Annotated in this window: 13 protein-coding genes; 12 read left to right on the forward strand and 1 reads right to left on the reverse strand. The window is 36.2% G+C overall.

The genetic code is table 11. The features are described 5' to 3' along the window. The first annotated feature begins 17 nt into the window (after nt 1-17). From AB3U99_RS01830 to tuaH, 11 genes are all read left to right on the forward strand, one after another. Nucleotides 18-821 carry an energy-coupling factor transporter ATPase gene (locus AB3U99_RS01830; RefSeq protein ID WP_400245095.1) on the forward strand — a complete coding sequence of 268 codons (804 nt, stop codon included), beginning with the start codon at nt 18-20 and terminating at the stop codon, nt 819-821. After that, complete coding sequence (locus AB3U99_RS01835; protein WP_400245096.1) at nt 806-1,663, forward strand: energy-coupling factor transporter ATPase; 858 nt, start codon at nt 806-808, stop codon at nt 1,661-1,663. Before AB3U99_RS01830 ends, AB3U99_RS01835 begins: the two co-directional genes overlap by 16 nt. Then, complete coding sequence (locus AB3U99_RS01840; RefSeq protein WP_400245097.1) at nt 1,660-2,451, forward strand: energy-coupling factor transporter transmembrane component T family protein; 792 nt, start codon at nt 1,660-1,662, stop codon at nt 2,449-2,451. Before AB3U99_RS01835 ends, AB3U99_RS01840 begins: the two co-directional genes overlap by 4 nt. A gap of 547 nt (nt 2,452-2,998) precedes the next feature. Next, complete coding sequence (locus tag AB3U99_RS01845) at nt 2,999-3,658, forward strand: sugar transferase (protein WP_400245098.1); 660 nt, start codon at nt 2,999-3,001, stop codon at nt 3,656-3,658. After that, nucleotides 3,659-5,101 (forward strand): teichuronic acid biosynthesis protein TuaB, encoded by a 1,443-nt coding sequence (gene tuaB, locus AB3U99_RS01850; RefSeq protein WP_400245099.1) that lies wholly within the window; start codon nt 3,659-3,661, stop codon nt 5,099-5,101. It begins immediately after the preceding gene. Between the two features lie 35 nt (nt 5,102-5,136). Then, the gene (gene tuaC, locus AB3U99_RS01855) at nt 5,137-6,366 is read left to right on the forward strand and encodes a teichuronic acid biosynthesis protein TuaC (protein ID WP_400245100.1); all 1,230 of its coding nucleotides are present in this window, start codon (nt 5,137-5,139) and stop codon (nt 6,364-6,366) included. Beyond that, nucleotides 6,363-7,292 (forward strand): NAD-dependent epimerase/dehydratase family protein, encoded by a 930-nt coding sequence (locus AB3U99_RS01860; protein WP_400245101.1) that lies wholly within the window; start codon nt 6,363-6,365, stop codon nt 7,290-7,292. Before tuaC ends, AB3U99_RS01860 begins: the two co-directional genes overlap by 4 nt. A gap of 30 nt (nt 7,293-7,322) precedes the next feature. Further along, the gene (gene tuaE / locus AB3U99_RS01865; RefSeq protein ID WP_400245102.1) at nt 7,323-8,762 is read left to right on the forward strand and encodes a teichuronic acid biosynthesis protein TuaE; all 1,440 of its coding nucleotides are present in this window, start codon (nt 7,323-7,325) and stop codon (nt 8,760-8,762) included. Between the two features lie 29 nt (nt 8,763-8,791). Continuing rightward, nucleotides 8,792-9,457, forward strand: a complete 666-nt coding sequence (locus AB3U99_RS01870; protein WP_400245103.1) for a hypothetical protein — start codon at nt 8,792-8,794, stop codon at nt 9,455-9,457. Nucleotides 9,458-9,472: 15 nt separating this feature from the next. Continuing rightward, a complete protein-coding gene (tuaG, locus tag AB3U99_RS01875) occupies nt 9,473-10,222 on the forward strand; it encodes a teichuronic acid biosynthesis protein TuaG (RefSeq protein WP_400245104.1) in 750 nt (249 codons plus the stop codon). 21 nt (nt 10,223-10,243) lie between these two features. After that, the gene (tuaH, locus tag AB3U99_RS01880; RefSeq protein WP_400245105.1) at nt 10,244-11,416 is read left to right on the forward strand and encodes a teichuronic acid biosynthesis protein TuaH; all 1,173 of its coding nucleotides are present in this window, start codon (nt 10,244-10,246) and stop codon (nt 11,414-11,416) included. Between the two features lie 57 nt (nt 11,417-11,473). Here tuaH and AB3U99_RS01885 read toward each other — a convergent pair whose 3' ends face one another. Continuing rightward, the gene (locus AB3U99_RS01885; RefSeq protein WP_400245106.1) at nt 11,474-11,896 is read right to left on the reverse strand and encodes an Rrf2 family transcriptional regulator; all 423 of its coding nucleotides are present in this window, start codon (nt 11,894-11,896) and stop codon (nt 11,474-11,476) included. Nucleotides 11,897-12,200: 304 nt separating this feature from the next. On the opposite strand from AB3U99_RS01885, the gene AB3U99_RS01890 reads away from it, so the two are divergent. Further along, entirely contained in the window at nt 12,201-13,589 is a 1,389-nt protein-coding gene (locus AB3U99_RS01890; protein WP_400245107.1) for a protoporphyrinogen oxidase, read from the forward strand. Nucleotides 13,590-13,623: the final 34 nt, after the last annotated feature.

Here is a 13,623-nt window from a genome sequence, read left to right on the forward strand (position 1 = left end):
TAATAGGGGGGATTGGTTTGGGTGTTGTTTTGGAAGTGGATGGATTAAGCTTTCGGTATGATAAAAAGCAGGATAGGGGCAATGTGTCAGATGTTTCCTTTCCATTAAGAGAGGGAGAATGGACCGCGCTTATTGGTCATAATGGAAGTGGTAAGTCTACCTTAGCCCATTTACTTGTTGGATTGCTTCAACCTGATACAGGACAATTGAAGATAAATGGTACTATTTTAATAAAAGAGGCAGTGTCTCGTGATATCGGCATCGTTTTTCAAAATCCTGAAAATCAATTTATTGGAACAACGGTAGAGGATGATGTTGCTTTCGGACTGGAAAATATAAATATGCCTTATAAAGAAATGACAGAAAGAGTAAATAAGGCATTAGAAGATGTAGGAATGACTGATTATCGTATGGCGGATCCTTCGCAATTATCAGGTGGACAAAAACAAAGAGTGGCAATTGCGGGAATGCTGGCATTGCAGCCAAAGGTACTTATATTAGACGAAGCTTTTGTTATGTTGGATCCAAGAAGCAGAAAGGAATTAATGGGTACAATACGTGAGTTAACAAACAAGGGAATGACAATCCTATCGATTACTCATGATATGGAGGAAGCAGCCCATGCGGATAAAGTAATGGTTATGCAACGAGGGAGACTAATGAAAGTAGAAAGCCCCTCTCAGTTGTTTTTCACTGATTCGTCACTTGAAAAACCATTTGCAGAAAAACTAAGAAATACGTTAAAAAATAGAGGGTGTAGTGTCCCAGAAAAATATATGACAGAAGAAGAAATGGTGTTATGGATATGCAAATCGAATTAAAGGATGTATCAGCAAATTATCAGATCGGACCAATTCGCAAACCCAATGTATTAAATGATGTAAATCTTACAATTGAATCAGGGACTTTTACCGCGCTTATTGGAAGAACTGGTGCTGGAAAATCAAGTTTATTAAAAACGTTAAATGGATTGCTTTTACCAACAAAAGGTAGTGTTCGTATAGGAGAAACAATTATAAAACCTCCTTATTCTAAAGAAGCAATCCGGATTATTCGAAAACAAGTAGGGATGGTATTTCAATTTCCAGAGTCTCAATTATTCGCTGAAACAGTTGAAAAAGATATTTGCTTTGGTCCTCTAAATTTCGGCGTCCCATTAAAAGAAGCGAAAGAAATTGCTAAAAGGGTGATTGCATTAGTTGGATTAAAGCCAGACATTTTATCCAAATCTCCCTTTTCTCTATCTGGTGGGCAAAAAAGGCGAGTTGCGATTGCTGGGATATTAGCAATGGAGCCGTCTGTGCTTGTATTAGACGAACCAGGAGCCGGGCTAGATCCACAGGGGAAAAAAGAAATAATGTCGCTCATTTCTACTTGGCACCAGCAAGAAGGCTTGACTACTATTCTAGTTACACATGATATGGAGGATGTAGCTTTATACGCAGATCGAGTTATTTTAATGGATCAAGGAAAAATTATAAAATCTGAAAAAACAAAAACGATTTTTTCAGATTCCGATTTATTAGAGAGTTGGGGGCTTGAAATGCCCCAGGCTCGGCGCTATCAAATAAAAATCGAACAGGAAACAGGAATAAAATTACCAAGTATTTGCCTAACGATAGAAGAGCTAGCAGATGCTTTAGTTTCGGTGGGATTGGTATGAATAAATTAATATTAGGGAGATATTTCCCTGGGGAATCATGGCTTCATCGGTTAGATGCTCGGGCAAAAATGATTTCAGTCATTTTACTTATAGTTATGCTATTTATAGCAGATAGTTGGCAAGCCTATTTATTTTTATGGCTCATCACACTTTATATTATGCATTTATCGCAAGTTCCTTTTCGTACTTATGTACGAGGAGTAAAACCAATGATTTGGCTCATTTTATTCACAGTAGTGCTACAAGTTCTGTTTACTTCTGGAAGCAATGTATATGTAACATGGGGACCCATTGCCATTTCAGAGTACGGCTTAATAAATGGAATATTTATCTTTAGTCGTTTTATTATGATCGTCTTTTTATCTACTGTCTTAACATTAACAACAAAACCAATCGATTTGACAGATGGAATAAATAAACTATTATCACCCTTGCGTTTAGTAAAAGTTCCTGTTGATGATATTAGTATCATGCTATCTATCTCCTTACGTTTCATTCCTAATTTACTAGATGAAACCCAAAAGGTGATGGATGCCCAAAGAGCAAGAGGTACGGAATTTGGTGAAGGTTCTTTATTTCAGCAAATGAAAACGTTAGTACCAATTTTTCTTCCTTTGTTTGTTAGTTCTCTAAATAGAGCAGAGGACATGGCTAATATGATGGATGTAAAAGGATATCGTTCTGGAATAAAAAGATCTACTTTTCGGAGAGTCTATTGGAAAAAACAAGATTCATGGTGTTTATGCAGTGTATTGTTCATTGGACTAGTCACATTATTATTAAGCTGATTACGATTATTGAGTAAGGATTGTCTATTAACCGATAAAGGGTGGTGGGCAATCCTATTTTATTTTAGGTAACAGAGGGGCGTCCTCTGTGCCCGAGAGCGAGAAAAACAGCCGGGAAAGGAAACAGAGGGGCGTCCTCTGTGCCCGAGAACGAGAAAAACAGCCGGGAAAGGAAACAGAGAAACGTCCTCTGTGACCGAGAGCAAGACAAAAGCAGGAGAAGGCAAAAGAGAAACGTCCTCTGTAAAAGAGAATCTCCCTCCCCCCCTCTTATCACAAATAAGAAGCCAAAAAGGGAACCGACGAATTATTGTTTTTTAGGATATCCTTTATTCTCACAATCTTCTATTCCACCATCAAGCAAGCCGCCAAATTCCACTAACAGACCACTTAATTCCATTAAAAAAAACATCCATTTTTACTGAAATAAACGGGAAATTTACAATCCTTTACCATTCTTTAAAATAGATTCAACGATTTATTAACAAAAGAACCATATACTAAATTTGTAAATAGCCCAGATAGATAAAACTTTGAGGTGAAAAAAATGCAGGCTAACAGGAGTATCCATATTTTAAAAGAGATATCAATTGTACAAGCAAATAACCTTAAGTCTTCTAAAAAAGTTTCCTCTTATCAATTTTTTAAAAGAATGATGGATCTCTTTATAGCAAGTATTGGTATTGTTATTACTCTCCCGTTGATGTTATTTTTTGCTGTTCTTATTCGCATAGATTCGCCAGGTACCCCTTTCTATGTTCAAAGCAGGGTTGGAAAGAATGGCAAATGCTTTAATTTGATTAAATTGCGTTCGATGAGAATAGATGCAGAAAAAGATGGTGAAAAATGGGCAGAGGTAAATGATCCGCGAATTACGAAAATAGGTGCATTTATTAGAAAAACAAGAATTGATGAGTTACCACAATTATTTTCTGTTTTGAAAGGTGATATGTCGATTATAGGACCTAGACCAGAGAGACCATCCTTTACTGCGCAATTCAGCAAAGAAATAAAAGGGTTCTCTAATAGGCTGCTTGTGAAACCTGGATTAACAGGACTAGCACAGGTGAATGGTGGTTATGACATCACACCAAAGGAAAAGTTAAAATACGATCTTCAATATATTAATAATCTAACGTTTTCTTTAGAGATGATAATTTTATTAAAGACAATAAAGGTTGTGTTAACAGGAGAAGGTGCTAGGTAATTGGACTCCATTAAAAGCAAAATTAACAGTGGAGCAAAATGGACCAGTATATCGACGTTAGTCATTACTTTATTGCAAATTGGGCAGTTTGTAATACTGGGAAATGCAATGAGTGCAAGGGAATTTGGCATGATAGGCATGTTAACAACCATTATTATCTTTGCACAAATTTTTGTCGAACTTGGACTAGGAGCAGCTGTTATTCAGAAGCATCATGCAACAGATAGACAGTTGTCCACTTTATTTTGGATAAATATTCTTCTTGGGATTCTTATCTGTATTCTTATGCAGGCTGCTAGTCCTATTATTGCAGATTACTTTCAAACCAACGAGCTTGAGGGAAAAATCCGTCTGTTATCTATTGTTTTCTTGATTGCGCCAATCGGGCAGCAATCCCAGTATTTAATGCAGCGCGACTTATCCTTTCAGCTATTAGGAAAAATAGAGACGATAGCAACTATTTTTAGTTTTGGTCTCTTAATTGGTTTTATTGTTTTCACGAAGCAAAATCCAATAAATGCGTATGTATGGTCGCAGATTTGTCTCTATTCCTTGAAAGGAGTTCTTTTTTATATTTGTTATCTTCCAAAGTGGAAACCAAGCTTTGTGCTAGATATCAAAGACTGTAAAGAATTCTTTTCTTTTGGAGTGTATCAGCTTTTATCTCGCCTTGTAAATCGTCTAGGCAGCAATGTTGATATGCTATTAATTGGGAGATTTATTGGAATGGAGGCATTGGGGATATATAGCTTAGTTTATCAAATAGTGACCATTCCTGTTCTTAAATTAAATCCCATCATAACAAGAGTTGCATTTCCGGTGTTTTCGAAAGATAAAAATAATAATCAGGCATTAGAGACTGGTTATTTGTACATGACCAAATTATTGGCGCTTGTTTCTTTCCCGCTTCTACTAGGGCTTTATGCTGTTGCGGATTTAGTTATTCCTCTATTTTTTGGTGAGCAATGGGCAGAGGCTATTCCGATTTTGCAAATTATGATTATTGTCGGGATTTTAAGGGTCCTTATGAATCCAAATGGCAGCATCATTTTAGCAAAGGGAAAGGCGAATATTTCATTTTATTGGGATTCAGGAGTATTAATTTGCTATGGTTTAGCATTGCTAGCAGCAGTTCAAAGTAATCAGCTCGAAATTGTGGCATGGACATATGTAGCTGTTAGCATTCTAAATTTTATAGGTGGAAGAATGCTATTAACTAGAATGATAGGGCTTCAACTGAAAAGATATATCAAAGTGTTGCTGCTGCCATTTATACTTGCAGGAGTAAGTAGTGGAATTGCATTTCTACTAAAAAATCAAATGATTTCTATTTACAATAATTTGGTTTGGACACTAATATGGTCTGTTTTGATAAGTGGGATAAGCTATTTATTGTTATTACTTGTAATGAAAAAGCTAGAGCTTAGAGAAGAGTATCAATAATCGCAGATAAGCCTAAAGAAAGAAGGTTACGTAGCATGAAGATATTGTGGATAACCAGTGTTTACCCAAGTGAGGAGAACCCTGGAAATGGGGTGTTTCATGAAACACAGGTAAAGGCACTAACTTCTTTAGGAGTAGAAGTAACGGTAATTAATCCTATTCCCTTAAACGCAGCCATTATTAGAGTATGGAAGAAAAGATATCGAGAAAAGAAGCTACCATATTTGGAGATGAGGAATGGAGTAAATGTATACAGACCAGTGTATAGAGCAACCCCAGGTCAACTTCGCTGGTTTCAGCCGGATAAACGTATCGCAGGCAGCATTCTTAAAACCTTGAAGAAAGAAAAACTGAATTTCGATTTTATTCATGCTCACTTTGCAATGCCCTCTGGAGGTGCGACAAGAATTGTTGCTGCTGAATGTCAAAAGCCATGGCTTTTAACGTTGCATGGAAGTGATGTTCATATTTATCCTTCCTTCAGTCGGAGTTCAGAGCGGATTTTTCAAAAAACGGTAAAATCTGCAGATGAAGTAATTGCAGTAGGGGAGCATCTTGCGGCGACGGCAGAATTAAAAACAGGAAGAAAATGTACCCCGCTGCCAATAGGGATTGATTTAACCACATTCAAGCTAACGGCAACTTCCTTATTGAAAGCAAAGCATAAAGAGGAGTTAGCGTTACCTAAGAGTAAAAAAATCATTCTGTATATTGGACGCCTTGTGAAAGAAAAGGGGATTTTTGAATTAGCAGAAGCATTGCCTTATCTTCCAGAGGAATATGTAGTCGTTTATGTAGGCGATGGACCAGAAAAGGAAAGGCTGCAAAGACAGGAAATGTATAATGAACGACTATTTTTAGTGGGGCAAATTCCTAATGATAAGGTGCGAGAGTATTTACTCGCAAGTGATATCTTTATTTTACCGTCCTATTCAGAGGGATTGCCTACCGTTGTGATAGAGGCGATGGCTTTGAAAATCCCAATTATTTGTACAAATGTAGGTGGGGTACCAGATTTATTTGGTGAATATTCTAATCTATTAATCCAACCTCGATCAGTACAAGAAATTGTAACAAAAGTGAAAGAGTTTTCAGATGATCCATCGTTATATGAAAAGGTAACAGACCTGTTATATCAGCGGGTTCATACGAATTATTCGGCAGATGATAATGCCAAAAGGTTAATAGAAAAATATCAGGAAGTAGCATATAAGTCTATTAATTCTACTCACAAATTAAATTACTTTTGGGAGGCATCAAAATGACCAAGGTTCTTGTTACAGGTGGAGCAGGTTTTATTGGATCACATATTGTAGAAGCTCTATTAGAAGAAGGTTATGAAGTAGTTGTTATCGATAATTTTTCATCAGGGAAATTTGAAAATATTAAAGATTTGCCTATTAAAATTTGTCCATTTGATATAACGGATCCAAGAGTAATCGATGTGATTGTCGACTTAAATCCTTCTTTTATTATTCACCAGGCTGCCCAAGTAAGTGTGGCAGAATCGGTTCATGATATATTGCATGATGAAAATGTAAATGTAAAAGGATCTTTGCATGTGATTAAAGCAGCTATTCGTGCCTCTGTGGAGAAATTATTATTTGCCTCCTCTGCAGCTGTATACGGAAATCCTGTGGAGCTTCCTGTTAAGACTGATCATCCAACCTTACCTGAATCACCGTACGGATTGACTAAATTAACAGTCGAAAAATACCTAAAGCTAGCGTATAAATTTTATGGGCTATCCTATGGGATTCTAAGATATAGCAATGTTTTTGGACCAAGGCAGGATGGCAAGGGAGAAGGCGGTGTTATTTCCATTTTTGCTGATCGTATTCTTGAAAATGAGGCACCTATCATTTACGGTTCTGGAGAACAAACTCGGGACTTTATCTTTGTTAAAGATGTAGCAAATGCAAATGTACAGGCATTAAAGCAACAAGATAATGTTTGTTTAAATATTTCATCTAATAATCGAATTTCTATCAATCAGCTTTGGGAAAAGATGGGGAATATTGGCGGAGTTTCCTTTGATCCAATATATAAAGCAGAAAGAGATGGAGATATTTTACATAGCATCCTTTGTAATGAGGAGACAATGGCAGAATTAGAATGGATGCCTCGAACCAATTTAGAAAATGGATTAAGAGAGACCCTTTTCTCATCAAAAAAAGTTTTACAAAAGTAAGCGTAGAATAGGGAGGAAGGATTGTAGAAGTTGGGAAATAATCGTACAGTAAGCAAAACCATAGGATTCGCAGTCTTATTTGTCGGTTGTCTTACGGTTTTATATGTGACAACGATGTATAAATTAACCTGGATACTTCCCTTTGTATGCATATGGATTGCTATACAATTAGGCGTTTATTTGAAATCAATCATTACACTTGACCAATTATTTCGAAATGTTATGTATGCCTTGCTGCTTTCCACCTTTTTGAACCAGTCCGTCATTAGTGTAAATGTCGGTGCCTTTTCTCTTTTTTTGTACAGAATATTGCTATTATTGGCAATTGTTTTGTACGTGTGCACTGCTTTATACAATAAAAGGCTGGTGGTGGACTTTACTCGTAGTGGTCTGTCATTTATTTGGTTATTTTTTGGTGGGTGGATACTTTATGGAATGATATCTGTTCTTTGGTCCATCTCCATTATTGCATCCCTTAAATATCTGTCCTTATTGATTATGGGGATAGCATTCGTTTATTTAGCAAGTATGACATTTAAAACAAGGCAGCAATTGAAGTTCTTTTTGGCGGGCTGGCTTGGAATGACTGTTTTATTAGTGGGAATAGGTTTTGTGAATTATTTCTTCTCGATTCAATTGCCAAGTTCAGGATTGTATGGAGCTTCCATTCATAAACTGTCCTATCCTACAGCTGTTTTTTTTAACCAAAATGATTTTGCTGTTTATCTAGGAATTTCCTTTTTCTTCTTCTTAGCTGTTGCAAAAAATGCTAAAAAAACCATGCTGAAAGGTTCCATGCTTGTTTTAAGTGTAATGGTACTTATTCTTCTATATTTAACGGAATCACGTGCTGCCATGCTTGCGGTAATAGGAGGAGGGTTAGTATATCTATTCTTATTGATACCGAAAAGATGGAAGAAATTAATATTGCTAACCCTCATTGGTTTATTTCTATTAGGAAGTCTCTTATTTGCAAACAGAGGGATTGCCAAAGTTCAGTTACTTATGGATTCAGCAGGAGAATATGGATTTGATGAAGTGCTGCCATCAAACCTGGCAAGAATCAATCTTTTAAGGAATACCTTCTATTATTTACTAGATTCATATGGATTTGGTATCGGAGCGGGAAATATCCCTTATTATTTGGAGCACAATAGCTACTTTCCAACTGGAAATGTCTATCAAGTGCATAATTGGTTTGCAGAAATTGCAGGAAACTTTGGTTTAGTCATTCTGCTTGGTTATTTACTTGTGTGGATCTATGCATTTATAGGATTCTATCAAATCTATCAAAGAATTAACAGTAGGACAGATAAAATGCTGTTAGAAGCATGCATGATTGGAATGATCTCTTTCCTCATTTCTAGTATCAGCCCAAGTTCAGTGATGAATTTATATTTCCATTGGGTGTTTTTAGGGTTTATTTTATCTACATTGTCTGTTTATAAAAATAGAAAGCTAGAATCTTAACTTTCATAGTAGAAAGGGAGAGTTCGTTCGTGAAGTTCGGTTTATCACTTATTACAGCTAGATTGAAAAGATATATTTTGTCCTTATTAATACTCAGCATCCTTCTCGGAGCAATTGGATGGTTCGCACCAGCAGGAAAAGATAACACAACGGTAAAAGCAGAGGCAACGATTTTACTTGGAAATTATGAAAATGAGTATTTGAACAATAGTGAAGTGATCGCGTCATTATTAAGAAATGAAACCACTTTTAAAGAATATTTACCAGATGTGGAGATCGATAGGAAGCAACTCCTTATTTCTACTGATACACCTAAAAAAATAAGCTTTGCTTTGACTGCATCAAATGAACAAGAAGCATTGAATTCATTATCAGAATTAGTAACTGCTTTTTTAGAAATGGATCAGCGCTATTATCAAGAAAAGGATGAAATTATTTCAGAAAGCATTAATCAGCTTCAGGAAAAGACTGTTTCAGAAGAATTAGTTGTAGAGCAACAACGATTTTTATACGAGCTAAAAACGAAAGAATTAACTCTTCAGCCTGCGATGCTAGTAAAAGATATTATGGCAATCAAGGCAGATAACCGAGTAGTTTCTCAACAAGATCGAGCCCTAATGGGAGTTATGATTGGAATCATGCTCAGTTGTTTATGGATAATCTATCCATTGTTTTTAAAATCTGAATCTGATTAAAGAGGTGAATGTAGAGTGTCTCTATCTGTATCCATTATCATGCCTTCATACAATTGTAAAGAGTATATATCTTTTAGCATCGAGTCTGTCATAGAGCAAACATACAAAGATTGGGAACTATTAATTGTTGATGATCATTCAACGGACGGAACTGTCGAATTATTAAAGGGATGGGAAAAGGCAGATGGACGAATTCGCGTTTTTTATGGGACAGTTAATGGAGGAGCTGCTGTTGCCCGGAACATGGCACTTGACCATGCCTGTGGAAAATACATCGCTTTTTTAGACAGTGATGATAGATGGAAGAAAGACAAGCTTGAAGCACAATTAGCCTATATGAAGGAAAATAATTATGCATTCACCTTTACTGCCTATGAGTGTATCGATCAAAAAGGCGAGCGTTTAAAAAAGTATATTCGGGCTCCTAAGCAAGTAGATTATCAAACAATGTTAAAAAATACAATTGTCGGTTGCCTTACTGTGCTAATTGATCGTGACCAAGTGGGGGATTTTCGTATGCCTAATATCCGTACTCGGCAAGACTTGGCAACATGGCTAATGATTTTAAAGAGAGGATTCCATGCGTTTGGCTTAAATGAAATACTAGCAGAATACAGGGTAGGGAATGAATCTATCTCCAAAAATAAATGGAAGGCAGCCAAAAATAATTGGCATGTGTATCGTCAAATAGAGCAGTTAAATTTCTTGCAGTCGTCCTGGTATTTTTCTCATTATGCCTATAATGCTATCCGGAAAAGACTGTAGAAGGTAGAGGGATTTTTTAAAATGAGAACAATCCATGTTATTGTGGCGACTGGTATTTGGAATATAGATCATTTAACATACCGCAGACATCGATTTGCAGAGTTTCTGCAAAAACAGCAGGAAACAGAGGAAATAATTTGGCTATGTCCAGGGCAAAAGCAAACGCCGGAAGTAACGAAATTAGAAAATGGTATTTATCAATGGATAATCAGTGACTTGGGAAATCATAAAGTACAACGATTCGCTCGATTTATTCCCTTGTTCTATCAAAAGAAGCTTCGCAGTTTAAGTAACTATTTAGCAGAAAAAAAAGGGAGCTGCTTGGTAAAATTATGGTATACCTACCCTGCATTTCCGACATTGCATAAGATATACGATTGGGATCAAATTGTTTATGATTGTAGTGATCTATGGGCAGAACAGTTAAGTGGAAAATTCTCTTTTCTTGCCTATTTAAAACAAAGGGTCATTTTGAAAAGTGAACAAAGAATTGTAGAGAAAGCGAGTTATATTACCTGTACTTCTAGCTTTTTAAAAGAGGAATTAGTAAATCGAACGCCTCTCTATCAAAATAAGATTTACACGTTTGAAAATGGAGTGGAATATGGGATTTTTCAAAAACGGGAGAAAGATGTTCCTCGGATAGAGAAAGAGCAAATAACGATTGGGTATATTGGAGGAATCAAGCCAAAGCTTGATTTTAATCTTATACAGCAAATAGCACAGAGGAGGAAGGATTGGCGGATTCTGTTGGTGGGACCTGACGGCACTAATTCTAGCCAAGAATTTATGCAATTGTTGGAGGAACCAAATATTTATTGGGCTGGAAGTGTACCGAGAGACCAGGTTTCGGAATATATGCATACGCTTGACATTGGGATGATGCCATATAAGGATACCCAATATAATAAAGCTATTTTTCCACTAAAGCTTTTTGAATTTCTTGCTGCTGGAAAACCAGTGATAGGGATGAACTTACCCTCAACAAATGAATATGCAGAAGAGGGTGTTTATGAGCTTTTCCAAGGTGGCGTGAAAGTGGATCAATTTATTCAAGCGTGTGACAAAATGATGAACACTGCTAGAAATCAAGAGTGGGAGAAAAAAAGAAAGCAACTTGCCAAAACAAAAGATTGGGAGACAATTTTCCAAGAAATCATCCATATCAATAAAGATAAAGAAACTAGCATATGAGGGATAACCTAGCTGCTAGTTTCTTTGTTGTCTATTTAAAAACTGTTTAAACGAACGTTATATCTTACTGTATAATTCCATTTCTTCCATTACATCCAGTAAGGAAATTTGTGCTAATTCCATTTCCATTGATTTCTGGATAGTAGAAAAGGTCTTCTCTAGTGTAGTGTGAATTTTACAGCCAATTGGACAATCGTGATTTGGGTGATCGTGTAGGGCAAACCATTCACTTTTTGATTGAACAGCTAAATAAATGTCCAAAAGAGAGAGGTCGGCAGGAGATTTTAATAGAATAGCCCCAGAAATCCCTGCTCTACTCGTTAATATTCCACCTTTTTTCAAGAGTCCACACATTCTTCTTATCACTACAGGGTTTGTATTAACGCTTTCTGCAATAGAGTCAGAGGTTATTTGTTCATAAGGTTTCGAGGCAATTAAAGATAGGATATGAATAGCAACAGATAGTCGACTGTTAGCCATAATAGATAGACACCACCAATCAAATTTTTTGTCATTCATCAGGAATACGTTATAATTGTTGCGTTGATAAAAAGAATAGCGATTAGTTGAAAAGCGCTTACATTTTTGTGGTTAACACTATTATACAATGGATTTTACTACCATAAGCAGCTAATTTCCTGTTAAATTGTGAACAAATAGACACAAAAAAAGCGTTGATAAATAGAAAGAAAATGGTGAACATGTTTTATAATAAAAACAGCTAATAAATCGTAGAGAAAACAAGTTTTTAGATATTGTCATTAGTAAATGAGGTGTAAGAATTGTGAAAACAGTTTTAGTCGTAGGTGGTGGAATAACTGGGTTATCTGCCATGTATTATTTGCAAAAACAAAACAGGGAAAGAAATTTAGGGCTCCGTTTAGTGCTAGTAGAATCGAATGACTATCTAGGTGGGAAAATTCATACCGCAATAAAAGATGATTTTATTATGGAAACTGGAGCAGATTCTATTGTCGCGCGGAATAAAAATGTTCTACCCTTTGTAAAGGAACTGAATTTAGAAGAGGAACTCGTTTTTAATGCAACGGGAACATCCTATATTCATACTCAAAACAAGTTGTTAGAAATTCCTAAGGATTCTATATTCGGTATTCCGATGACGCTGGAAGCACTTTTTACGAGTGAGCTTATATCCACGCGAGGGAAGCTAGAAGCTTTAAAGGATCTTTTTCCAACAAATAGAAGCTTTACGAAAGAATCCTCTATTGGTGAGTTTTTAGAGTATTATTTCGGAAAAGAAATTGTGAAAAAACAGATTGCGCCAGTTCTTGCTGGTGTATATTCTGGTAACATTTATTCGTTAACAATGGGATCTACATTACCTTATCTATTGGATTACAAAGAAAAGTATGGAAGCATTATCCGTGGTCTTGGAAAGAATAAAGAAATATTTCAGTCTGCTGCGAATAAGAAATTTATCTCTTTTAAAAAAGGGTTATCCACTATTATCAATCGACTGGAAGAAGTGCTAACAGATGTAACGATTTTAAAGGGAATTGCTGTTGCTGGCATGGAAAAAGTAGATGATCAATATAAAATCCAGTTATCAAATGGGGAACAGCAAATAGTAGACACAGTTGTATTATCGACACCTCATGATGTAACGCAAAGAATTTTAAACAAAGAAGAGTTGAATCCGATATTCGGGAAATTAAAGAATTCATCGAATATTACCCTCTATTTATCCTATGACATACCAGATGAAGAGCTGCCTAAAGATGGAACTGGATTTATTGTTGCAGAAGATAGTGACATTGTTTGCAATGCATGTACGTGGACAAGCAGGAAGTGGAAACATACGTCAAAGAATAATCAGCTACTACTACGGCTTTTTTATAAAAAGACAAACCCTGCCTATGAACGATTAAATGCACTTTCTGATGAGGAATTGGTCGAAGAAGCTAAGAAGGATATTGAAAGCAGCTTAGGCATTACCTCAGAGCCTAAAAGATATGAAGTGACAAAATGGACGGATGCGATGCCAGTTTACGCTTTAGAGCATAAACAAGCGGTGGAAACGCTTACTCGAAATTTAGCTGATTTGTATCCAAATGTGTATCTTGCAGGTTGTTCTTACTTTGGAGTAGGGATTGCGGCATGTATGGAAAATGGGGAAGTAATAGCAGGGAAAGTGGTAAATTTAATAGAATAACCGAAAAAGCAGAGCCGCTTTTGCAATGGATAGG

It is taken from the genome of Niallia tiangongensis (genome assembly GCF_044704065.1).
GTDB lineage: Bacteria > Bacillota > Bacilli > Bacillales > Cytobacillaceae > Niallia > Niallia tiangongensis.

What these genes read in the sequence shown, in the direction of transcription:
- AB3U99_RS01835 (WP_400245096.1), top strand. Translation starts at nt 806, where the DNA reads ATGCAAATCGAATTAAAGGATGTATCAGCAAATTATCAGATCGGACCA.
- AB3U99_RS01840 (WP_400245097.1), top strand. Translation starts at nt 1,660, where the DNA reads ATGAATAAATTAATATTAGGGAGATATTTCCCTGGGGAATCATGGCTT.
- AB3U99_RS01845 (WP_400245098.1), top strand. Translation starts at nt 2,999, where the DNA reads ATGCAGGCTAACAGGAGTATCCATATTTTAAAAGAGATATCAATTGTA.
- tuaC (WP_400245100.1), top strand. Translation starts at nt 5,137, where the DNA reads ATGAAGATATTGTGGATAACCAGTGTTTACCCAAGTGAGGAGAACCCT.
- AB3U99_RS01860 (WP_400245101.1), top strand. Translation starts at nt 6,363, where the DNA reads ATGACCAAGGTTCTTGTTACAGGTGGAGCAGGTTTTATTGGATCACAT.
- tuaH (WP_400245105.1), top strand. Translation starts at nt 10,244, where the DNA reads ATGAGAACAATCCATGTTATTGTGGCGACTGGTATTTGGAATATAGAT.
- AB3U99_RS01885 (WP_400245106.1), bottom strand. Translation starts at nt 11,896, where the DNA reads ATGGCTAACAGTCGACTATCTGTTGCTATTCATATCCTATCTTTAATT.